The following is a 23,579-nucleotide window of genomic DNA, read 5'->3' as shown; positions in this document are numbered from 1 at the left end:
AGGAATGTAAACGATATTGATTATGATGCGTAGTTTAGCTCTACTAATATTTTTTATGACTTCTTTCTGTATAAGAGCACAGACCTATGAAGTGGGTCTTTTCGCGGGTGGTGCGAATGTGATAGGGGACGTAGGGCGAACAAATTATATATTACCATCCGGAATGGCCTTTGGTGGACTGTTCAAATGGAACAAGAGTAAAAGATATGCTTGGAGAGGTAGTATAACCTATGGTAAATTCACTGCAGATGACAACAAATCGAGCATGTCCTCAAGGCAGCAGCGGGGATATGTGGTAGACAATTCCGTATTAGAGGGTTCCGTAGGCCTGGAATTTAATTTTGTGGAATATAACTTACATAAATTGGGTCCTGCCTTTACTCCCTACTTATATACGGGAGTTACCTATTTTAGGTATGATTTCAACTATTTTAATGGGGGTGTTTTTCAAGATATTTCCCAATCGGATGGATCATTCGCCATACCAATGACAGCAGGTTTTAAGTATCGTATCAACCAGTTTCTTATTTTTGGGGCAGAAATAGGGGCAAGGTATACCTTTACTGATAATTTGGATGCCAGCAACCCTATGGGTTCCAATTTTGAAGAGTTCAGTTTTGGAAATATCTTTAGTGATGATTGGTATGTTTTCTCAGGGGTGACTTTAACATATACCTTTGGAAGAAAACCTTGCCGAGATTGCTTTCAATAAATTACAATGGAGAGTAAGATAGATGACATTGATGCGCATAACCTGCCAAGGCACATGGCGATTATTATGGATGGCAATGGTAGATGGGCTAAGGAAAGAGGCAAGCTAAGGGTTTTTGGCCATGAGAATGGAGTGAAAACCGTGAGGTCTACTGTAAAAAATTGCGCTAAAATAGGAATAGAATATCTCACATTGTACACCTTTTCAACGGAAAACTGGAATCGACCAAAGTTGGAGGTGGAGACCTTAATGCGTCTTTTAGTTTCCTCCTTAAAGAAGGAGTTGGCAACTTTTAACAAAAATAATATCAAATTAAATACTATCGGCAACATTTCGGCATTGCCGGACAAAGCTCATGGTGAGCTTTTGGAGGTGATGAAAAAAACCAAGGATAACACGGGCATGACCCTTACCTTGGCATTAAGTTATGGTTCTCGAGAGGAGCTGCAATCGGCTATAAAATCGATAGCCTCCAAAGTTAAAAATAATATAATTTCGCCAGAAAATATTGACGAAACCATTATTAATAACCATCTTTACACGCGAAATTTGCCAGACGTAGACTTGCTAATCCGAACCAGTGGAGAACATCGGATCAGCAATTTTTTATTATGGCAGATTGCATATGCCGAATTATATTTTATTGATGTATTTTGGCCCGATTTTAATGAGCATCATTTGGTAGAGGCCATAAAAAATTACCAGAACAGAGAACGAAGATTTGGAAAAACTAGCGAACAACTCATTTAGCGATATGACCAGGTTCATATCTACGAACCATCTACTAACCATCCTATTACTTTTTGTCCTTACCAACGTCGTTTCACAGGAAATGTCCTATGAAAATGGTAAGTCCTATATTTTGGGAGGATTAGAAGTAACTGGACTTGAAAGTTATAATGAGCAGACCGTAAAGACCTATACGGGGCTTAGGGTTGGTCAGCCTATAACAATTCCGGGAGAGGAAATCAGTGAGGTTATCAATAAATTATGGGGGTTGGAGCTTTTTAGTTCCATCGATTTTTATATTGCCAATATTGAGGGTAATACTATTTTTCTTGAATTGAACATTATCGAGCGACCTACATTAACAGATGTTACCTTTAATGGTATTAAGCCCAGAAAGGTAGATGAACTTAGAAATGATACAGATCTTAAAAAGGGTAAAAAGATTACGGAAAGTCTCATATCAAATACCAAAAATTACCTCACCAATAAATATAAAAAACAGGGCTACTTAAATACCAAAGTCAATATAATCACTGCAGTTGATACCTCTGAGACCAATGCAAGAAGAATGGTGGTCAACGTTAACAAGGGTGATAAGGTTAAAATAAAAAATATTGTTTTTGAAGGTAATGAAGAGCTCTCCGATAAAAAACTAAGAAAGTCACTAAAAAGTACAAAACGTAAAAGATTTGGTCGCTTTTGGAAAAAATCAAAGTTCATACAGGACGATTATGAAGAGGATTTAGGTTTGTTAATAGACAAATATGCCGAAAATGGATATCGTGATGCAAGGGTTATTTCCGACTCCATAATAAAGGTTGATGAAAATAATATTTTGTTAAACATCAAAGTTGAGGAGGGTAATAAGTATTATTTTGGGGATATTGATTTCGTAGGGAATACGGTTTATACCGATCGTCAATTAAATCAGGTTTTAGGAATTAAAAAGGGTGAAACGTATAATGGGGTTCTTTTAAGGGAAAGAATTGCGGATAATTCAAAACCGGATCCAAATGATGTGACCAGTATGTATCAAAATAATGGTTACCTATTCTCAACTATTAATCCCGTTGAGGTCTCCGCTGCCAATGACACTATAAATTTCGAGATTCGAATTATTGAAGGAAAAGAAACATTTTTGGATCATGTAACGGTATCCGGCAATGAAAAAACAAACGATCATGTAATTTTTAGGGAATTAAGAACACGTCCGGGTCAGAAATATAATAAATCCGATATTATTAGAAGTATTCGAGAGTTGGGACAGCTTGGATTTTTTGATGCCGAGCAAATAACGCCAGACGTTCTTAATGCCAACCCTAATGAAGGTACAGTGGATTTAGCTTGGAATTTGGTTGAGTCGGGCTCTAGCCAGATTGAATTGCAAGGTGGTTATGGGGGAGGTGGTTTCATTGGTACTTTGGGGCTTTCATTTAGTAACTTTTCCATTCAAAACTTATTTAAAGGAGAGGCTTATAAACCAGTACCCATGGGAGATGGTCAAACCTTCGCCTTACGTTTGCAGGCTAGCAGAACTTTTAGGGTGTATAGTTTAAATTTTTCAGAACCTTGGTTAGGAGGTAAAAAGCCGGTAAGATTTAACTTAAGTCTTTCCAGAACTCAACAATTTGCTGCTTCTTATGGTGGTCGTGGTATAGAGGTGAATAAGGATAGACAATTTTCAATTACTGGAGTTAGTCTTGGATTGGCTAAAAGAGTACAGTGGCCAGATGATTACTTTACCATTTCCCACTCCCTAGGCTATCAATTATATGACTTTAGGAATTATAATATTGGTTTGTTCAATTTTGGTAACGGTAAGGCTAATTCTTTGGCGTATACTTTGGGGATATCAAGGAACGCAACTTTGGGGGGTCGTATCTTTCCCAGAGGTGGTTCCAACTTTGAAGTAACGGCAAAATTCACACCGCCATACTCTTTGTTTAGTGACAAGGATTTCGCTGGTTTAAAAGATCGTAGTAACGAACTTACGGATAAGCAATATAGTGGTGGTGGTTTAACCGCAGCAGAATCAGATGAATTACAGGATATTGACCAAGAACGTTTTAGATTACTGGAATATTATAAAATAAAATTTAAAGGAGACTGGTATACTACTTTGGTAGACAAATTGGTTCTTAGAACTAATGCCGAGTTTGGTTTCTTGGGTAATTACAATAGTGATACTGGTGATGTTCCTTTTGAACGTTTTTTTGTGGGAGGTGACGGTCTTGGTAACTTTACATTAGATGGTAGGGATGTTGTACAGTTAAGAGGTTATGAAAACCAATCGCTTACCCCTATAGACCCCATAACCGGTCAACAAGAGGGTGGTTTGATTTACAATAAATTCTCCATGGAGCTTAGATATCCATTGACACTTAAACCTTCAGCGTCCATTTACGGGCTTGCCTTTTTAGAAGGTGGTAACGCTTTCAACAATTTTCAGCAGTTTAATCCGTTTCAATTAAAACGATCGGCCGGTGTGGGGCTTCGCATCTTTATGCCAGCGTTTGGTTTGCTTGGAATTGATTTCGGTTACGGGTTCGATGAGGATTTGAGACCACAATCTATTGGTAGCGGTCCAAGCGGATGGCAAACGCACTTCATTATTGGTCAACAGTTTTAATATTAATTTGAAATTTCACTATCGACCTTCATGCTAATCCTTTCATTTTAAAAGTTTTAGTAATTTTGGCACGATATTTTCTATTAGGTTAAACGATATCAATGATGAAGTCAAAAACAAAAGTTCTTATATTTCTTGTAACCGCCTTAACGGGATTCATAGCCGTTGCCCAAAGAGGGGTCAGGATTGCCTATGTCGACATGGAGTACATATTGGAAAATGTGGAAGAATATAGGGATGCTAGTGAACAGCTAGACACTAAAGTTCAGAAGTGGAAGGTGGAGATAGAACAAAAGCAAAGTGTCGTAGAGCAGATGAAGAAGGATTTAATGGCAGAAAAAGTACTTTTGACGCCTGAACTTATTTCGGAAAGGGAAGAGGAAATTCAAATTCTGGAAAAAGAAATGATAGAGTATCAGCAAGATAGATTTGGCCCACAGGGGGATTTGGTATTGCAAAAACGTAGATTGATTCAGCCAATACAAGATCAAGTCTTTAATGAGGTTCAAAAGTTAGGGGCGAATAAAAAATATGATTTTATTTTTGATAAATCTGCGGATGTTGTAATGTTGTACTCCGAAAAAAGACACGATATCAGTGACTTAGTTTTAAGGGGTATCGCTAGAACAAGGAAGATAAGTAAACCTAAGGGTAATAATGATTCCAGAAGTAGGTTGGAGGCCTTTGAAGGTGAAGATATTGAGGAAGAGGAAGAAGTAGTTAGCGAAGCCCTTCAAGAACGTATAGATAGAGCGAAAGAAGCAGAGGAGGCGAGAGAGAAAACCGCTGCTGAGAAAAGAGCTGAACAACTTAAATTACGTGAGGAGCGTAAGAAGGCATACGAAGAAAGAAGGAAAAAATTATTAGAAGAGCGAGAAGCAAAAAGAAAGGAAAAGGAAGCGGAAAGAAATAAAGATAATCAGGAAGTAAATTCAGATAATAATTAGAAAATATTAACCATTAATTAATACTCAAATAAGAATTAAATTTTAACTCATGAAACAAGTAAAGAAAATAGCGGTAGCCTTAATGTTGTTCGTGGCGGCGACCAGTTTTGTAAATGCGCAGAGTAAAGTGGCACATATAGATGTAACACAATTACTATCATCTATGCCAGAAATGAAAGCTGCCGAAGCGGAGCTTAAGAAACTTCAAGAAACTTATGGTGCGGATATTCAAGCTTCCATGACTGAGTTGCGTAATAAATATACACAATATCAGAATGAGGCCACATCGAAATCAAAGGAAGAGAATGAAAAAAGGGCGGTAGAGCTTCAAGGTATGGAGAAAACTGTTGGTGAGTTCCAACAAAATGCACAACAGGAAATTCAAAAAAAGCAAGCAGAATTGTTCGCTCCCATTTCAGAAAAGGCCAAGGCCGCTATAGAAAAGGTAGCGACAGCTCAAGGGTTTGATTATGTGATTGATGCACAGGCAGGCAGTGGACTGCTTGTTGCGAATGGTAAAGATCTCTTAGCTGATGTAAAAAAGGAATTGGGTATATAAAGACTCTCTTTTCAAAAAAAAGGAACCATTCCAATAGGAATGGTTTTTTTATGTCATCAACTTGGATTTTATTTTTTTCCATCGAAAACTACGGATAAACTTACCCTCCTTCTTGGTGACCAAAAATTTTTCTTTTTTTCTTTGCGCATCTAAATAACCGGTCAGGTTGTCAATAAAAACCTTTGCGTTCTTGGACAAATAGGCCATTTTGATGGATGCTACTAGTGTAATCCAGAATCCATATCTCATGGAATACATCGCTTTTCCCTGCAGCAACTTGGCTTTAGCGTTGTAACCCTTTCCAGTTGGCCTTAGATGTTTCACCTTTAATGTATCATCCGTGTAAACTTCAAACCCATGAAATTGGGCTAATAGTTCGTCTACTGTATCCCAACCCATTGCACGTTTTAGTCCGCCGATGGTATTAAAACATTTTTTTGAATATGCTTTGAAAGCTCCACGAACATGATTTGTATCCATAGGATGATTGAGCTTCCATTCTTTTTTTTCGTTTTGTTCATAGGCAAAGCCACCTGCAATCCCAACCTTTTTTCTTTTTGAAAATATTTGGGCTGTTTTCTCAAAATAGTCTGCGGGTAAAATAATGTCTGCATCGAGCTTCACCAGAAAATCATATTTCTCATCTAATAATTTCAAGCCGCTTTGGAATGCGTTAACAACTTTGCTTCCAGGTAAATGAATATTTGACGAAGTGGTATTTAGTTTTTGAATATAAGGTATGCTCGATGTGTATTCATCAATAATTTTCTCTGTATTGTCTGTAGAATTATCATTGACTACGACCACTTTTTTTGGTGGTAATGTTTGTAGTGTTATGGACTCAAGTGCCAACTTAAGATAGGCCTCTTCGTTATGAGCGGGTATGATAACATAATATTCCAAACCAAGCTTCTTAATTATTAGGTTTTCGGGTAGCGTATACCATATAGTATCTATGGGTAAACATCCTTAAAATTGGTCTAATACCTATTTTATTTACTGGATGGGACCATTTTTTTGTCGCTTTAATTTCCCACCCGGATTTCTCTAACAACCAATTAAATTGCCAATCTTCAAATTCATGATAATGCCTGTCCCAAGGGTCGGTTTTGCTTCTATATGCAGGTGAAAACCATAATTTGAGGGGTACGCTTGCCACTAACTTATCTGCTTTTATTTTAGACAATACATTTAAAGGTGCCAACAGGTGTTCAAATATTTCAAAGGCAGTGACTACTTCCGCTTCCGAATTTAATACTGAAGAAAAATCAAGATCTAAATCCTCACCTTTTGTGTTTTCAACTTTATAACCTTCCTTGAGCATTATTTTAGAAAATGGATTGGCTACACCTAAATCCAAAATGTTTTCATTTGGTTTTACATGTTTTTTTAAGAACTCTAGGGTATATTTAAATCTTTTGTTTGGAAAGGTGTTTTCGTACATTTTAGATCTTGTAAACAATGGCATTGACGTTCATTCCAGCGCCAACACTTGCAAAGATAATAACATCACCAGTGTGTAAGTGATGATTTTCTACTTTTCCTTTTAGTATTTGGTCCAATAGCGTGGGTATTGTGGCTACTGAACTGTTTCCTAGTTTATCAATGGTCATGGGCATAATGTCTTTTGGGACCTCCCTATTAAAAAGAGCGTAGAACCTGGAGACAATGGCTTCGTCCATTTTTTCATTGGCTTGATGAATCAGGATTTTTTTCACTTCTCTGATATCAAAACAACTCTCTTTCAAGCATTCGGCCATTGCGCTAGGAACATGAGTTACCGCAAATTCATATATTTTTCGTCCAAGCATCTTAATATATTTAATTTCTTGCTCGGACTTATTGTAACTCTTACCATAAAAAAGATAGTAGGCTTCCTTATAGGTAAATGATGCACTATTGTGTGAAATTATACCATGAGTGTTGTTGGATTCTTCCAAGATTACTGCTCCGGCTCCATCGGCATATATCATAGAATCTCTATCATATGGATCTACTATTCTGGACAAGGTTTCTGCACCAATGATTAAACACGTTTTTGCGATTCCACTTTTTATAAATGCATTGGCTTGGATTACACCCTCTATCCAGCCAGGACAACCAAAAAGCATGTCATAGGCAACGCATTTAGGGTTTTTGATTTTTAGTAGATGTTTTACACGGGCCGCAAGACTTGGCAAGGTGTCTCCCTGTGACTTACCTGCAGGAACGTCACCAAAATTATGAGCAAAAATGATATAATCAATATTTTCCTTATCAATACCGGCATCGAGAATTGCCCGTTCAGAGGCTATAAAGGCAATGTCAGAGGTGTTTAAGTCTTCCTTAACATAACGTCTTTCCTTGATACCCGTAATACCTTTGAATTTTTCAATTATGATTTCATTTGTTTGTTGAAATTTACTGCCATCACTATTTAGGAATTTTTGATTTAAAAAGGATTCGTTCCTAACACGATTTTCAGGTATAAAACTGCCCGTTCCTGTAATACTAACATTCATATACCCATTTTTAAGAGCACAAAAGGTACTATAAATCGTAAAGCTTATTATGCATGCATAATAAGCTTTACGATGTTCAATTTTAACACCTAACCTAAGGTGATAAAATCAAAATGTTGAGTAAGGACTTCAGGTTCCTATTTTAGGGGCTTTGTGTTTAATTTATGCTTCTGCATATGCTTCAATTGGCGCACAAGTACAAATTAAATTACGGTCTCCATACGCATCATCCACTCTGCGAACGGATGGCCAGAATTTATTTTCCGATACATAAGGCAATGGAAAAGCTGCCTGTTGTCTAGAATATGAAAAATCCCATATATCGCTTGTGACCATCTCCAAGGTATGTGGAGCATTCTTTAAAACATTATTTGGTTCGTCCGGTTCTGCCTTATCAATTTCTTCCCGTATAGAAATCATAGCATCACAAAAACGATCTAGTTCCGCTAAGTTTTCGCTTTCAGTAGGCTCGATCATAAGAGTACCTGCAACAGGGAAGGATACCGTTGGTGCATGAAATCCATAATCCATCAACCTTTTGGCAATATCTGTAACCTCAATACCCCGTTGTTTAAAGGACCTGCAATCAATAATCATTTCATGTGCGGCCCTTCCTTTCTCTCCTGTATAAAGGACATCATATTTTCCACTTAGACGATGTTTGATGTAATTGGCATTTAGAATTGCAATTTTTGTGGAATTGGCTAAACCTTCCAAGCCCAACATCTTAATGTATCCATATGAAATAAGGCATACCAATGAACTTCCCCAGGGCGCAGCCGATATGGCCGAAATAGCTTCTTTTCCTCCGGTCTTAATTACTGGATTACTTGGCAAAAATGGCACTAGTTGTGGAGCAACACAGATAGGGCCAACTCCTGGTCCACCTCCTCCGTGGGGAATGGCAAAAGTTTTGTGCAAGTTGAGGTGACATACATCTGCACCTATTGTGGCAGGATTCGTTAATCCTACTTGAGCGTTCATATTGGCTCCGTCCATATAAACTTGGCCACCATGATCGTGAATTAATTTTGTTATCTGTCTGATGGAAGATTCGAAAACCCCATGTGTAGAGGGGTAGGTGACCATAAGGGCAGCAAGATTTTCAGCATGGGCTTTTACTTTTTCTTCTAAATCTTCAACATCGATATTTCCCTTTTCGTCGGTCTTGGTCACTACAACCTTCATGCCAGCCATTACAGCAGAAGCAGGGTTGGTCCCATGAGCGGAGGCGGGTATCAAGCAAATATTTCGATGCCCTTCTCCGTTGGATTCGTGGTAGGCACGTATTACCATAAGGCCCGCATATTCTCCCTGCGCACCGGAGTTCGGCTGCAACGAGGTATCAGCAAATCCCGTAATTGTAGTTAAATCTTTTGCAAGCTCTTTCAGCATGATTTGATAACCTTCTGCTTGTTCAATGGGAACAAACGGATGAATATTACTCCAACTGGCACTACTCAAGGGCAGCATTTCTGATGCTGCGTTCAATTTCATGGTACAACTTCCCAGAGAAATCATACTATGATTTAAGGATAGATCCTTGCGCTCCAATTTTTTAATGTAACGCATTAACCCTGTTTCAGAATGGTAACTATTAAATACTTTGTTCTCTAAAAATTTAGTAGTCCTCTGTAATTCCCGAGGGATGCTAGACGTGCTAATTAATTTTTGAACTTCTACCTCTTCTTTTTCCTTTGCTTTGGCAAAAATATTGATGATTTGATTTAGGTCCTTTATGGAAGTGGCTTCGTTTACCGAAATAACTACGGAGTCAGATTCTGGGTATAAAAAGTTTACCTCTTCGCTTTCGGCAATGGGACGAATAACTTCGGGATTTGCCTTGACCAAAATAGTATCGAAAAAGGCACTGTTCGTTTGGTAGTATCCCAACTTTTCTATGGCATCCGCTAGAGTTGTGGCCGTTGAATGAACTTTGTTGGCGATATATCCTAAGCCTTTGGGGCCATGATAAACAGCATACATACCCGCCATAACGGCCAATAGAACTTGAGCAGTGCATATATTGGAAGTAGCCTTGTCTCTTTTAATATGCTGTTCACGTGTCTGCAATGCCATTCTCAAAGCTGGTTTGTCGTCCCTATCTTTGGTAACACCAATAATTCTACCTGGAATATTCCTTTTATATTCTTCCTTTGTAGCAAAAAAAGCAGCATGGGGACCACCATAACCTAAGGGGATTCCAAATCTTTGAGTAGTACCAACTACCACATCTACACCGATCTCTCCCGGTGGTGTTAAAAGCACTAAACTTAGAATGTCTGTGGCTACGGCAACTTTGATATCTTTTTCCTTGGCCTTTTCAACAAAACTTCTGTAGTCAAAAACTTGACCGTATTTACCAGGGTATTGAAGCAATGCACCATAGAATCCATCGGCGAAGTCAAAGTCATCATGTTTTCCTAGGACCAATTCGATACCCAAAGGGTTGGCACGTGTCTCAAGTAGAGCTAAGGTTTGGGGCAGTACTTCCTCTGAAACAAAAAACTTAGTAATACCATTTTTCTTTTGTTCCCGCGACCTCACATCAAACAACATAGTCATTGCTTCGGCTGCGGCGGTACTTTCATCCAATAACGATGCATTGGCAAGTTCCATCCCCGTAAGGTCCGAAACCACGGTTTGAAAGTTCAATAAGGCTTCCAGTCTACCTTGCGCAATTTCTGCCTGGTATGGAGTATATGCCGTATACCATCCGGGGTTTTCGAGAATATTTCTTTTAATTACCGATGGGGTAAGACTTTCATGATAGCCTAAACCAATATACGAACGGAAGACCTTGTTTTTCTTGGATAGCGTTTCCAAGTGTGCTAAAAATTTATGTTCGCTCATAGGAGCATCTAAATCCAATACTTTTTTGAGCTTAATGTCATCTGGAATGGTCTCATGGATTAATTGGTCCAGGCTATCTACGGATACCGTTTTTAGCATGTGATCAAAATCTTCTTCGGTTATTCCAATATGGCGGGATGCGAACACGTCAGTCTTCATGATTTGAATAAATTAGTCGTGCAAAATTAGGCAATAATTGTATGAAAAAAGACCTATGGGCTAGCTTCCTGAGGGAAAGTTTTTAACCAAAAAATGTGTTTATAAACAGTTTGGGTATTTTTGTTTTATGAAGAGCTTGCATCGTTTTTTTAAATTTTATATCAATGCAAGTATCCATGTTGCCTTTGGAGTTTATGCACTTACCCATATAACCATTGAAACATTCGATTTTCAAAGGGATGAACATTTAGCTTGGTTCCTTTTATTTGGCACAATTGCCTGCTATAACTTTATAAAATATGGGGTAGAGGCCGAGAAGTATATAATTGTAGCCAATCCTTATCACAAGAGTATCCAACTCGTAAGTTTTATCGCAATTTTTATCTGTTTGTATCATGCTTATTTTCTTAATCTAGATATATGGATAGCCCTATTATTTTTGGTGGCATTGACTGGATTATATGCGATTCCGGTACTACCGAAAATGCAAAATCTAAGGAACTTAGGGGGGCTTAAAATATTTATCGTTGCTTTAGTTTGGTCTGGAGCTACCGTTATCCTCCCTTGCCTTGGGGCAAATGAGCCTATTTCTTGGGATGTTTGGATAGAATCCTTACAAAGAATCTTATTTGTTTTGGTCTTATTAATCCCGTTTGAAGTAAGGGATTTAAAGTATGACAGTCCGGAGCTAAAAACCCTTCCTCAAAGAATTGGAGTACAAGCAACAAAATTTATCGGCAGTATAATTGTCTTACTATTTTTCTTAGTCACTTTTTTAAAGGATGAAATATCCGAAAGTGAAATATGGGTAAAATCAATACTTTTTTTGGGTCTGGAAATCTTGATGTTCTCCTTTGGTAGGAATCAAGGTAAATATTTTGCCTCCTTCTGGGTAGAAGCAATTCCTATTGCTTGGTATTTTCTAATTTTAATAGTAGAGTTAATTTAAAGTCCGCTCTTCATACGTTCTTTTAATTCCAATTTTTCCTGTTCAGATAGTGTTTTAAGCCGTGCCTGGCTACATAATGTAGTGAGGGTTCTATTGTACTTGCTATACTCTGCACAAATTTTACAAAAAAGGAGATGAAATTTTAATTTCATCCTTTCCGTAAAAGAGGCTTCATTATATTGAGCCCTGGTACAAATATCCGCTGCTTTTTCACAAGAAATCATTATTTAAACCATTTTTGATTTAGACATTCCATTAACGCTGTTCTAGCTCTATGAACCAAAACCCATAGATTAGACGGGTTTATTCCTAGTTCATTACATATTTCTTCGGTACTAATACCTTGAATCGTTTTCATTTTAAAAACTAGAGCCTGTTTTTGTGGTAATTTGGCAATGCATGCTTGTATTGCAAGGCCCAATTCTTCATTTTCCATGAAACCGTCGGCCATATTACCGTTTGGGTCAGCGACTTTTTCCTCGAGCCAATCCCCTTCACTGTCGCCATATGAACTAGAACTCATACGAACCTCTGCCTTACCTTTTTTTGAATTGGATTTGCGGTAATAATCTATGACTTTTCTTTTTAGAATAGCGATTAGCCAGGTTCTTTCGGCTGCCTCACCCTTGTAGTTTTTAGCCGATTTAAGACCCGCCAAAAAAGTTTCCGATACTAAGTCTTTGGCAACCTCACTGTCGCTAACTCTTCCAACAGCATAGTTAAAAAGGTAGTCGGCATAGTTATCTACCCAAGTATCAGGATATAATTGATGTTCGGTCATTTTATTAAATTGTTCCAAAAGTAATAGAATTTTCCTTTTAAGGAATCAATTTTACTAGCTTCATAATATTTATATTTACCAAGTGGTAGTAATTTAATAATTAGGGTATTAACAAAAGAATGGTACTTTTTTACTATCTCATCAATCTTCTAAGTATTTTAAACATAACATTGCTGTCATGAAATTTAAATTGTTTTTATTTTTTTCTATTCTTTTAACTGTATCCTGCGCTCAAACGCCCTCTTCCAAACCTATTACAAGTGTCACTCAGGAAGAGCTTTCCGAAATAACACTTTTGGATGTCAGAACTCCAGAGGAATATAGTCAGGGCCATATAGAAAACGCTGTTAACGTTAACTGGTTCGATGAAGATTTTGACAAACAGGTTGAAAAAATTGATAAGGACGAGACCATTTATGTCTACTGTAAGGTTGGGGGAAGGAGTGCCAAAGCCCAACAAAGACTTTTTTCCTTGGGCTACAAAAATGTCATAAATCTCGAGGGTGGTTATGATGCCTATAAACAAAATTGATATAACATTTGACGGGGGTATAGTTATCGGAAAACGATTTTAAATTAATTACCTGGTAACTCATTTTAATCTCTTCCATTGTACTTACAGAATATATATTGCAAGAAGCAATGAAAATAACCTTAATTCCTAGTTCAAATTTTCTTGGTAAGGGTTAACGCTTCATGTTTAAGGTTGCCAAAACAAAGTGTGCCAAATAACCGTAGAAAAAGTTATACTTAATCTTTCTAAAGATTGTATTCTAATACTAAAATTTCGAATTTTATTAAAACACTATTCGTCCAGAAGTCCAGCTCTCTTCAATAGTGCTTCCACTTTCGGTTCCGCACCTCTAAAACGTTTATAAAGGGTCATAGGATTTTCGGTACCCCCCTTAGCAAGTATATTCTCTTTGAATTTGTTGGCAACCTCTTTGTTGAAGATGCCTTCCTTTTTAAAGTAGGCAAAGGCATCTGCATCTAGGACTTCTGCCCATTTATAGCTGTAGTATCCTGAGGAATAACCTCCTTGAAAAATATGGGCAAACGAAGTACTCATACAGGTCTCTGGAGTATCTGGATAAAGTTTTGTTCCTTCAAATGCCTCATCCTCATGTTTTTTAACATCGGTTACCTCAGAAGGGTTAATTCCATGCCATGACATATCCAATAGGCCAAAGCTCAATTGTCTCAAGGTTTGCATTCCTTCTTGAAAGGTGGCCGACTCCTTAATTTTGGTGATGAGTTCTACAGGAATGACCTCACCAGTTTCATAGTGTTTTGCAAATAGTTCCAAAGCTTCCGGCTCATAACACCAATTTTCCATTACCTGACTGGGAAGCTCAACAAAGTCCCAATACACCGAAGTACCCGATAGGCTGGGATATTTTGTATTGGCCAACATTCCGTGCAAACCATGTCCAAACTCGTGGAATAGTGTAGTCACCTCATTAAAAGTAAGCAAAGACGGTTTGCTTTTTGTTGATGGGGTAAAGTTGCAAACATTACTAATATGTGGGCGAACATTTTCACCATTGCGTTTCCATTGAGATTTGTAAGAGGTCATCCAAGCACCTCCACGTTTTCCTGGTCTTGGATGAAAATCCGCATAAAACAAGGATATAAATTGTCCTTCGCCATCAACAACCCTGTAGGTTTTTACATCTTCATGGTACTTATCAATATCAAAAACCTCTTCAAATTTTAAATCGAACAGTTTTTCGGCAACTTTGAAAACTCCCTCAATGACATTCTCGAGTTTAAAATATGGTTTTAGTTTTTCATCATCCAGATCAAAGAGTTTTTGCTTTAATTTCTCCGAATAGTAGCTACCATCCCATTTTTCCAAGTTTTCAATACCGTCCGTTTTGTTGGCAAAATCCCGTAATTGTTTAAATTCCCGTTCGGCTGCTGGTTTGGCCTTTTCAAGAATTTCCTTTAGAAAATCATGGACTTTACCAGGGCTTTCCGCCATTCTCTCTTCCAACACAAAATGGGCATGGGTTTCGTACCCAAGTAAATTTGCCCGGTCATATCTTAGTTTGGCAATTCTTAAAACATTTTCTTGATTGTCCAATTCATCTTTGTGAAAACCTTTACTGCCAAAAGCAATTGAAAGGGTTTTTCTTAGCTCCCTATTTTTGGCGTATTTCATAAATGGAATATAACTCGGGTAATCGAGTGTTATCATCCATCCACCTTCCTTTCCCTTTAAGGAAGCTAAGTGGGCAGCAGCTTCTTTTTCACCATCGGGTAAACCGTCAAGGTCGTTCTCATCCGCAAGATGTAATTGATATTTGTTGGTTTCCGCTAATACGTTTTCTCCAAACTGTAGTTTCAGTTTGGAAAGTTCGGTATCTATTTCGCGTAATTTTCGCTTCTTGTCTTCTGGCAGATTTGCACCATTTCTACTAAAGTTCTTATACTTTTTTTCTAGTAAGGTCTTTTGTTCCACGTCCAGATTCAAGGAGTCCATTCGTTCGTAGACCGCTTTGATTCTTTTAAACAAGGCTTCATTTAACGTGATGTCGTTCCCGAACTCCGAAAGCATCGGAGAAACCTCTTGGGCAATCTTCTGGATTTCTTCATTGGTTTCGGCAGAATTAAGGTTGAAAAATGTACTTGATATTCTTTCCAACTGTTGACCTGCAAATTCTAAAGCTTCGATAGTATTCTCAAAAGTAGGTTTTTCGGTATTAGCCGTAATTGCATCAATTTCAGCTTTTGCGTCTTTCATGGCCTGTATGAAGGCGGGCTTAAAATGCTCGGTTTTTATTATTGAAAAAGGTGCGGTATCAAAAGATTCTAAAAGGGGATTCATTTTATGGTGCTATGTTTTCTATTTGTCTGCGGATTATTTTTCGCAATCAAAATTAATTTACAACTAACTATTTTTTACTTACTGACTTTGCTCCATCGATTACCTTTTGTTTAAGGCCTTCTTTGTATAGTATTATTTTGTCCAGAACACACTTATCCGAACTACCTATAATTTGAGCGGCAAGGATGCCTGCATTTTTAGCTCCATTAAGGGCAACTGTGGCGACAGGAACTCCGCCGGGCATTTGAAGAATGGATAGTACGGAATCCCAGCCATCTATAGAGTTACTACTTTTTACGGGTACGCCAATAACCGGTAGTGGTGACATGGAAGCTACCATACCTGGTAAATGTGCTGCTCCGCCCGCACCGGCTATGATAACGGAATATCCATTTTTGTGGGCATTTTTACTAAAGTCGAATAGTTTTTCGGGAGTTCTATGGGCCGATACTATATCAACATCAACTTCAATATCAAAGCCCCTTAAGATATCAATAGCATCCTGCATTACCGGCAGGTCACTTGTGCTTCCCATTACTACGGCTACTTTACTCATAATTTATTTACTGATTACTTTAATCGTTTCCTTTACTTTTTGTGCAGTTTTTCTAGCTTGGTCAATGTTCTGGTCCACAATGGTTACATGTCCCATTTTTCGGAATGGTCTCGTCTGTTTTTTTCCGTAAATATGTGGGGTAACCCCGTCCATCTCCAATATCCGATTTATATTTTCGTAGACCACATCACCTGTATGACCTTCATCTCCAACCAAGTTTACCATAATCCCAGCCACCTTACTTTCTGTGGCGCCAAGGGGTAAATTTAAAATACATCGGATATGTTGTTCAAATTGATTGGTGTAACTGGCTTCAATACTATAATGCCCACTATTATGTGGCCTTGGTGCTACTTCGTTGACCAAAATTTTATCATCCTCGGTCTGGAACATTTCAACGGCCAATAATCCGGTCAGTTTAATTTTTTGGGCAACCTTTAGGGCAAGTTCCCTAGCCTTGCTCGCTACTTTATCGTCAATTCGAGCCGGACAGATAACATATTCTACCTGATTGGCTTCCGGATGAAATTCCATTTCAACGACAGGGTAGGTTCTTATTTCTCCGTCGTCATTTCTTGCAACAATGACAGCAAGTTCGTTTTTAAATGGAATCATTGTTTCGGCTATACATTCACCGGCCGGTAAACCCTCCAAGTCACTTAAAGCTCTAACCACCTTAACTCCTTGGCCATCGTAACCAAATTGTGCCGCCTTCCATACAAAAGGAAATTTTAGGCCTCCGTTTTGAATGCTGTCCTCAATTTCGCTTAAGTAAGCAAAACGTTGAAAATCCGCTGTTGGGATTCCATGGTCCACATAAAAAAGCTTTTGTTTCGCCTTATTTTGAATGATACGTAATGCTCTTGGTTGGGGAAACACTTTTAGTCCATCTTTCTCTAGTTGGTCTAAAGCATCAAGATTTACGTTTTCGATTTCTATGGTAAGTACGTCCAACCCTTGGCCAAATTCATAAACTGTGTCGTAATCGAGCAGGCTACCTTTAACAAATTGGTTGCATGAAATTTTACAGGGAGCTTCTGGTGAAGCGTCCAGTACCTTGGTCCAAACATCCCATTTTCGGGTTTCGTAGAGCATCATTTTGCCCAGTTGACCCCCACCAAGGATTCCTAGTTTAAATTCAGAAGAGAAATAGTTCATAAGTGATACAAAAATACGCTTAAATCTTAGAATCTGATTCCCCATTATTCAAAAACACAGGGCAAAACCCTATATTTGCCAACCTTACTAATTTTTTTATAATTGATACAATTACACGACAAATTATTCAAACCTTTTCTTAGCGAAAAGGAAATATTGGATGCTATTGAAAGAATGGCCAAGGAAATTGCCGTGGAATACGAGGACCAAACACCTATTTTCGTTGGTGTTCTTAATGGCGCTTTTATGTTCGTGTCCGATTTTTTAAAGGCTTACCCACATGCTTGCGAAGTTTCATTTGTAAAATTGAGTTCATATCAAGGCCTTACTTCTACTGGAATAGTGGAAACACTTTTAGATGTTCCCGATAATATAGAAGGTCGGAGCATAATTATACTCGAGGATATAATAGATACAGGCCGAACTTTGCAAAAATTGGTGCATTTGTTCGGTAATACCAAGGTCAAGGAATTCAAAATTGCAAGTCTTTTTTACAAAGCAGAGGTCTATAATGGAGAATACCCTATAGATTATGTAGGTCTTGAAATACCGAATAAATTTATTGTGGGATATGGATTAGACTATAAGGAATTAGGAAGAAATCTCAGAGAAGTATACCAATTAAACCAAAAACATATGATCAATCTTGTACTCTTTGGTAAGCCAGGGGCGGGTAAGGGCACACAAGCTCAATTTTTGAAAGAAAAATACAATTTAAAACATATCTCAACAGGTGATGTATTTCGTTATAATATTAAAAACGGTACAGCATTGGGAACTTTGGCAAAATCCTACATTGATAAGGGAGATTTAGTGCCAGACGAGGTAACGATAAAAATGTTGGAGGAGGAAGTGGACAAGAACCCGGAAGCTGACGGATTCATTTTTGACGGTTTTCCAAGAACTGTCGCACAGGCGGAGGCACTAGATAACTTTTTGGAATCAAAGGATATGAAGGTGGATGCAACTATTGCTTTGGAGGCTAATGATGAAGTCCTTATTGAACGTCTTTTAGAAAGAGGAAAGGTCAGTGGAAGATCGGATGACCAAGATGTGGAGAAGATTAGGAACCGTTTTGACGAATACAACTTAAAGACCGCTCCACTTAAAGAATACTATGAGGAACAAAACAAATTTCATAGTGTTAATGGTATAGGTACTATTGATGAAATTACCCTGCGATTAACCAAGGTCATTGAGAATTTGTAATTTAAGTTGTCATAAATAACATCTTGATTAAGATACTCTTTAGAGATAACCAAGATATAGTAGTCTTAAAAAGTAGTAAAGCCTATGGCGGAAGAAGTAATTAGGCCAAAAGACGCTTTAAAAAGCTGCTTTTTTATGGGTTGCGGTTCAATATTAACGGTCATTCTCATTGCTGTGGCCTATTTAATTTACCTATATTATTTTAATGACTCGTTAACCTGAAGATGCCCCCGTGCTTCTTCTATATTGTTTAGCTTTGTACCCAATTTATATTAATTGCACCCAGGATGACAGAAGGTAATTTTGTTGATTATGTAAAAGTATTTCTAGCCTCCGGAAATGGCGGTAAGGGTTCCGTGCACCTTCATCGCGAAAAGTACATTACCAAGGGTGGACCGGATGGTGGTGACGGTGGTCGCGGAGGTCATGTGATTATTCGCGGTAATCAGAATCTTTGGACTTTAGTGAATTTTAAGTTCAAAAAGCATTTTAAGGCCGAACATGGGGAACATGGCAGCAAAAGTAGAAGTACGGGTGCTGATGGTGCAGATGTTTATTTGGATGTGCCATTGGGGACGGTGGTAAAGAATCCGGATACCAATGAGGTGTTGTTTGAAATTACGGAGCATGGTGAAGAAAAAATTGCTTTGGAAGGTGGTATGGGAGGTCGCGGAAATTGGCATTTTAAGACTTCAACGAACCAAACGCCGAGATATGCACAGCCAGGAATAGAAGGTCAAGAAGCCTATTTTTTACTGGAACTAAAAGTCTTGGCGGATGTTGGTCTAGTGGGCTTCCCCAACGCGGGGAAATCTACTTTATTATCGGTTATCACTTCGGCAAAACCAAAAATTGCAGATTATGAGTTTACCACGCTTAAACCTAATTTGGGAATTGTTGAATATAGGGATTTTCAAAGTTTTGTCATGGCGGATATTCCCGGTATTATTGAAGGGGCGGCCGAAGGAAAGGGTTTAGGTCATTATTTTCTAAGACACATAGAACGTAATGCTACTTTGCTGTTTTTAATTCCTGCAGATAGTAAGGATATAAGTCAGGAGTATGCTATTTTGTTGGATGAACTAAAAAGATATAATCCAGAATTATTACATAAGGAACGATTGGTCGCCATTTCTAAAAGTGATATGTTGGACGATGAATTGATGGATGAAATGAAAAAGGAACTGGATATAGATTTTAAAGGGGTTCCCTATATGTTCATATCTTCCGTAGCACAAATGGGAATCACCGAACTTAAGGATAAACTCTGGAAGATGTTGAATGATTAAATCGATTACCGAATGAAACAGTATCTAAAAAATATTGTGGAGTTAAATGAAAATCCCAAAAGCAAATTCTTTGCCTATTTTATTCAGATTTTGATTTTAGTTTCAATTGTTTCCTTCTCTTTTGAAACTGTTCCCGATCTTAAACCTGAAACCAGAAATTTATTACGCGGGATAGAAGTATTTTGTGTCATTGTGTTTACGCTAGAGTATGCGTTACGTATTTATGTATCTGACCAAAAAGGCAAGTTTATTTTCAGCTTTTTTGGTATCATAGATTTTCTGGCGATTCTTCCATTTTACCTGTCTATGGGTGTTGACCTAAGGTCATTGAGGGCACTTAGATTTTTACGGTTGTTTAGGATGCTTAAACTAATGCGCTATAACAGGGCGATTAAACACTTTACAAGAGCCATCATTATGGCCAAGGAGGAGATTCTTCTTTTTTTATTTGTCACGCTTATTCTGATATATTTTTCAGCTGTCGGGATTTATTATTTTGAGAACCAAGCACAACCAGAACATTTTTCCTCGGTTTTCGACAGTCTTTGGTGGGCCATAATAACGTTGACCACAGTGGGCTATGGAGATGTTTATCCAATAACAATTGGCGGAAGAATATTTACCTTTTTTATTTTAATGATAGGTTTGGGTATTGTGGCCATCCCAACAGGAATCATTTCATCTGCCCTTACAAAAAGTGTGGATAAGAAAGATGAGGATTGATTTTTTCTTATCTTGAATTAAAATATTGATAATGAAATATTTAAATATTTTAATGGTACTGATACTGTGCTGCTCATGTAGTTCTATAAATGTGAACTATGATTATGAAAGAGGAACGGACTTTTCCAGTTACACAACTTACAATTATTTGGAGCATATGCAGACTGGTATCGCCGAGTTGGATGAGAAACGATTCTTCAGGGCAATGGATATTACATTGCAGTCCAAGGGACTAAAATTTTCAGAAGAGCCCGATTTGATTATTGACGTAAAAAGTGTGGTATACGAATCCCAGTCCGGTAATAGTGTAGGTATTGGCGTAGGTGGTGGAAGGGGGGCGCTTGGTGGTGGTGTTTCTATGGGTATCCCCGTGGGATCGCCCAAACTTACCAGGGAAATTGAGGTGAATTTCATAGATGCCAAAAAGGATGTCCTAATTTGGCAGGCCATAAGCAAAGCTCCTTACAGGGAAGGTGAAACACCTTCAGCTCGAGAAAAAAACATGCAAGAATTGGTTGTTAGAATATTCGAGAAGTACCCTCCAAAAACCCGGAAATAGTCTTTATACTGTAGTTGGTGAAATACCCCTACTTTCTTTGGGAACCTCCTATTTATGGAGGTTCTGAGCCTTCTTTTGTCATATTAAAACGGTATAATTACTTAGTAATCAAATATTTACATTTTGGTAAGATAAAATTCCCGTTCGGTCATATCTTTCTACCGTTCATCATAAATCATTTAAATTCTTCATACTTGTCCATTAGTTTTACATCGTATTATTAATCAATTAAAAACAACGTCATGAAAACAATCGACAAAACAAAATTAACTGTATTAGCTATCGGTACTTTAACCGTACTTGTATCACTAATAGGAGCTTACAAAGAATTAAGTCTAATGAATTACTTTTTTCCATTATATGCTGGTTTAACACTGGTAGGAGTATCTCTTTTAAATAGGGAGACTAGCAAAGAGGAAATTGCCAGCAAAGCTTAATTAATCCAATCCATAAAACAATAAAACAAAGAGCATGATCGCAATTGTAAAATTTATTATGGTACTAGTTATTCAGGTATTATTTTAGTTTCAGCCATAGAGGCTGAAACTAATTTTTTTGGTTCCCCTATATTTACCTTATAATTTAAAAAATGGCTTCCTTCATTAAAAAACATCGTTGGGCAATTTCATTTTGGTTTGTCCAATTCATGTCTTGGGGCGGATTGGTCTTTATTGCCTATGCCTTTACTCCGGATGCTGATGGGTATAAAGGAACGGATACTTTTAAGTATGGGCTTTTATCTACATTTTTTGTGGGTCTTATTTCAACAAGTCTTCTACGTTACTACTTAAAGAGAATAATAAATTTTGATGTTTTTGAGTCCTCTCAAATCCTAAAAATACTATTAGGTATTGCTGTGGCTGCCCTAGTTTATTTTGGCTTGTCCTATGGTACAGGTTATTGTATGGGTAAATTTGCCGAGGAAGATATTAAAGTTCCTGAAATGTATAAGGACTTTGGTGTGGGTTTAATGGTGATCAACTCTTTCATAACTATTTTTGGCTGGACCATATTTTACCTTTCCGTAAAGATAGTTGCCAAATTAAATGCTGATAGGTTGGAACGCGCCGAACTAAACGCTACACTAAGGCAAGCTCAATTGAATACCTTGAAAGGACAGATAAATCCACATTTTATGTTTAATAGTTTAAATAATATAAGAGGATTGATGCTAGAAGATGTTGATAAATCTCGGGATATGCTGACCAAACTTTCGGAAATGCTCCGTTACTCTTTGGCAAAAAACAATGTCAATGCCATTAATTTGGAAGAAGAGCTGGAAATGGTAGAGAATTATATAGCGCTTTCCAAGATTCAATTTGAGGAAAGATTGCAGTTTGTAAAGAAGGTTCAGGATGATACATTGGAAATAAAAATTCCACCGATGATTATTCAACTCTTGGTAGAAAATGCGGCAAAACATGGTATTTCTAACCTTAAAACAGGCGGAACAATAAAATTAATTACAGAAAAGGACATCCAAGGTTTGATTATTAAGGTCATAAATACGGGAAGTTTGCAAATTGCTAAGGACTCCACACAACTGGGCCTTCAAAATATTAAACAACGATTAAGACTACTCTATGGAAACGAAGCCTCCTTTTTTCTTAAAGAGGTTGATGATGAGGTAGTCGCAACCATAATTATCCCATTGTCATGAGCCAGATAAAAGCTGTCATAGTTGAGGATTCTCGATTAGCGCGTAATGAGTTAAAGGAATTTATTAAGGGTTATTCCCAAATAGTAATAATTGGGGAAGCGGAGAATGTGGACGATGGTTTTAAGTTAATCAATGAAAATTCTCCCGACTTACTTTTTTTGGACATCAACATGCCGGAAAAAGATGGTTTTGAGTTATTGGAGATGTTAGATGAGGTACCTATCACCATATTTACAACTGCCTTTGACGAATACGCCATAAAGTCCTTCGATTATAATGCTTTAGACTATCTATTGAAGCCCATAAATGAAAAGCGCTTTGCCAAAGCCATAGAAAAAGTCGAGGAAAAGCTGGAGGATACCAAGGAAAGGAGTGATGAGAACGACCAAAGATTAACAGGTAACAGTCAAATATTTATAAAGGATGGTGAAAAATGTTGGCTTATTAAAGTTGGAGATATTTCCCATTTTGAGATTGTGGGAAACTACACTAGAGTATTTTTCCAGGATGAAAAACCCATGTTGTACAAGTCTTTAAATCAAGTAGAGGAGAAGTTGCCCGAAAAGTATTTTTTCAGGGCTAATCGCCAGCAAATAATAAATACTAATTTTATTGATACCGTGGTCCCATGGTTCAATGGCAAACTTAAGTTGACCATGATGAATGGAGAAGAAGTGGAAGTTTCAAGAAGACAGTCCTATCTATTCAAGGACAAAATGAGCCTCTAGTGTATACGATCATTCAGATTAAAATATAATGTACCTTCCATGCTGATT

At 37.7% G+C, this 23,579-nt stretch carries 23 protein-coding genes; 14 read left to right on the top strand and 9 right to left on the bottom strand.

Going from position 1 to position 23,579, the window contains the following annotated elements:
• Positions 1–22: 22 nt before the first annotated feature.
• The 5 genes from porG (at position 23) to PP182_RS01090 (ending at position 5,576) form a co-directional block, all read left to right on the top strand.
• Positions 23–712 carry a type IX secretion system protein PorG gene (gene porG / locus PP182_RS01110; protein ID WP_419197717.1) on the top strand — a complete coding sequence of 230 codons (690 nt, stop codon included), beginning with the start codon at positions 23–25 and terminating at the stop codon, positions 710–712.
• A gap of 6 nt (positions 713–718) precedes the next feature.
• Positions 719–1,462, top strand: coding sequence for an isoprenyl transferase (locus PP182_RS01105; RefSeq protein ID WP_272649481.1), 744 nt, complete (start codon positions 719–721; stop codon positions 1,460–1,462).
• Between the two features lie 4 nt (positions 1,463–1,466).
• A complete protein-coding gene (locus tag PP182_RS01100; protein ID WP_272649480.1) occupies positions 1,467–4,070 on the top strand; it encodes a BamA/OMP85 family outer membrane protein in 2,604 nt (867 codons plus the stop codon).
• 104 nt (positions 4,071–4,174) lie between these two features.
• Complete coding sequence (locus tag PP182_RS01095) at positions 4,175–5,017, top strand: OmpH family outer membrane protein (RefSeq protein WP_272649977.1); 843 nt, start codon at positions 4,175–4,177, stop codon at positions 5,015–5,017.
• 49 nt (positions 5,018–5,066) lie between these two features.
• Positions 5,067–5,576 carry an OmpH family outer membrane protein gene (locus tag PP182_RS01090; RefSeq protein ID WP_272649479.1) on the top strand — a complete coding sequence of 170 codons (510 nt, stop codon included), beginning with the start codon at positions 5,067–5,069 and terminating at the stop codon, positions 5,574–5,576.
• Between the two features lie 48 nt (positions 5,577–5,624).
• On the opposite strand, the gene PP182_RS01085 is transcribed toward PP182_RS01090, so the two are convergent.
• The 4 genes from PP182_RS01085 to gcvP all read right to left on the bottom strand — a co-directional run bounded on the left by PP182_RS01085 (position 5,625) and on the right by gcvP (position 11,089).
• Positions 5,625–6,479: a glycosyltransferase family 2 protein gene (locus tag PP182_RS01085; RefSeq protein ID WP_272649478.1), complete on the bottom strand. Its 855-nt coding sequence runs from the start codon at positions 6,477–6,479 to the stop codon at positions 5,625–5,627.
• A 10-nt stretch (positions 6,480–6,489) separates the two neighbouring features.
• On the bottom strand, positions 6,490–7,020 hold the full coding sequence (locus PP182_RS01080) for a methyltransferase (RefSeq protein ID WP_272649477.1): 531 nt from the start codon (positions 7,018–7,020) through the stop codon (positions 6,490–6,492).
• Between the two features lies 1 nt (position 7,021).
• Positions 7,022–8,077 (bottom strand): 3-oxoacyl-ACP synthase III family protein, encoded by a 1,056-nt coding sequence (locus PP182_RS01075; protein ID WP_272649476.1) that lies wholly within the window; start codon positions 8,075–8,077, stop codon positions 7,022–7,024.
• A 162-nt stretch (positions 8,078–8,239) separates the two neighbouring features.
• Complete coding sequence (gene gcvP / locus PP182_RS01070; RefSeq protein ID WP_272649475.1) at positions 8,240–11,089, bottom strand: aminomethyl-transferring glycine dehydrogenase; 2,850 nt, start codon at positions 11,087–11,089, stop codon at positions 8,240–8,242.
• 127 nt (positions 11,090–11,216) lie between these two features.
• Between gcvP and PP182_RS01065 the strand changes: the two genes are divergently transcribed.
• Positions 11,217–12,038, top strand: a complete 822-nt coding sequence (locus PP182_RS01065; RefSeq protein ID WP_272649474.1) for a hypothetical protein — start codon at positions 11,217–11,219, stop codon at positions 12,036–12,038.
• On the opposite strand, the gene PP182_RS01060 is transcribed toward PP182_RS01065, so the two are convergent.
• On the bottom strand, positions 12,035–12,262 hold the full coding sequence (locus tag PP182_RS01060) for a hypothetical protein (RefSeq protein WP_272649473.1): 228 nt from the start codon (positions 12,260–12,262) through the stop codon (positions 12,035–12,037). The two genes, PP182_RS01065 and PP182_RS01060, sit on opposite strands and share 4 nt — an antisense overlap.
• Positions 12,262–12,819, bottom strand: a complete 558-nt coding sequence (locus PP182_RS01055) for a sigma-70 family RNA polymerase sigma factor (RefSeq protein WP_272649472.1) — start codon at positions 12,817–12,819, stop codon at positions 12,262–12,264. The genes PP182_RS01060 and PP182_RS01055 overlap by 1 nt, the downstream gene beginning before the upstream one ends.
• Before the next feature lie 178 nt (positions 12,820–12,997).
• Between PP182_RS01055 and PP182_RS01050 the strand changes: the two genes are divergently transcribed.
• The gene (locus PP182_RS01050; RefSeq protein WP_272649471.1) at positions 12,998–13,351 is read left to right on the top strand and encodes a rhodanese-like domain-containing protein; all 354 of its coding nucleotides are present in this window, start codon (positions 12,998–13,000) and stop codon (positions 13,349–13,351) included.
• A 273-nt stretch (positions 13,352–13,624) separates the two neighbouring features.
• Here the strand turns inward: PP182_RS01050 and PP182_RS01045 are convergent, their stop codons facing one another.
• The 3 genes from PP182_RS01045 to PP182_RS01035 form a co-directional block, all read right to left on the bottom strand.
• Positions 13,625–15,649 carry a M3 family metallopeptidase gene (locus PP182_RS01045; protein WP_272649470.1) on the bottom strand — a complete coding sequence of 675 codons (2,025 nt, stop codon included), beginning with the start codon at positions 15,647–15,649 and terminating at the stop codon, positions 13,625–13,627.
• 67 nt (positions 15,650–15,716) lie between these two features.
• Positions 15,717–16,205: a 5-(carboxyamino)imidazole ribonucleotide mutase gene (purE, locus tag PP182_RS01040; protein WP_272649469.1), complete on the bottom strand. Its 489-nt coding sequence runs from the start codon at positions 16,203–16,205 to the stop codon at positions 15,717–15,719.
• A 3-nt stretch (positions 16,206–16,208) separates the two neighbouring features.
• On the bottom strand, positions 16,209–17,363 hold the full coding sequence (locus PP182_RS01035; protein WP_272649468.1) for a 5-(carboxyamino)imidazole ribonucleotide synthase: 1,155 nt from the start codon (positions 17,361–17,363) through the stop codon (positions 16,209–16,211).
• A gap of 102 nt (positions 17,364–17,465) precedes the next feature.
• Between PP182_RS01035 and PP182_RS01030 the strand changes: the two genes are divergently transcribed.
• The 7 genes from PP182_RS01030 to PP182_RS01000 all read left to right on the top strand — a co-directional run bounded on the left by PP182_RS01030 (position 17,466) and on the right by PP182_RS01000 (position 23,531).
• Positions 17,466–18,572 (top strand): adenylate kinase, encoded by a 1,107-nt coding sequence (locus tag PP182_RS01030; RefSeq protein ID WP_272649467.1) that lies wholly within the window; start codon positions 17,466–17,468, stop codon positions 18,570–18,572.
• A gap of 287 nt (positions 18,573–18,859) precedes the next feature.
• On the top strand, positions 18,860–19,861 hold the full coding sequence (gene obgE / locus PP182_RS01025; protein WP_272649466.1) for a GTPase ObgE: 1,002 nt from the start codon (positions 18,860–18,862) through the stop codon (positions 19,859–19,861).
• Positions 19,862–19,873: 12 nt separating this feature from the next.
• A complete protein-coding gene (locus tag PP182_RS01020) occupies positions 19,874–20,584 on the top strand; it encodes an ion transporter (protein WP_272649465.1) in 711 nt (236 codons plus the stop codon).
• A gap of 31 nt (positions 20,585–20,615) precedes the next feature.
• Entirely contained in the window at positions 20,616–21,143 is a 528-nt protein-coding gene (locus PP182_RS01015; protein WP_272649464.1) for a DUF4136 domain-containing protein, read from the top strand.
• 242 nt (positions 21,144–21,385) lie between these two features.
• On the top strand, positions 21,386–21,580 hold the full coding sequence (locus PP182_RS01010; RefSeq protein WP_272649463.1) for a hypothetical protein: 195 nt from the start codon (positions 21,386–21,388) through the stop codon (positions 21,578–21,580).
• Between the two features lie 152 nt (positions 21,581–21,732).
• A complete protein-coding gene (locus PP182_RS01005; RefSeq protein ID WP_272649462.1) occupies positions 21,733–22,803 on the top strand; it encodes a sensor histidine kinase in 1,071 nt (356 codons plus the stop codon).
• Positions 22,800–23,531: a LytR/AlgR family response regulator transcription factor gene (locus PP182_RS01000; protein ID WP_272649461.1), complete on the top strand. Its 732-nt coding sequence runs from the start codon at positions 22,800–22,802 to the stop codon at positions 23,529–23,531. Before PP182_RS01005 ends, PP182_RS01000 begins: the two co-directional genes overlap by 4 nt.
• The last annotated feature ends 48 nt before the right edge of the window (positions 23,532–23,579 follow it).

This window comes from Maribacter sp. PR1 (genome assembly GCF_028464145.1).
Taxonomy (GTDB): Bacteria; Bacteroidota; Bacteroidia; order Flavobacteriales; family Flavobacteriaceae; genus Maribacter.
Note: the sequence above shows the minus strand (reverse complement) of the source record. Positions and strands in the feature narration are given on the sequence as shown.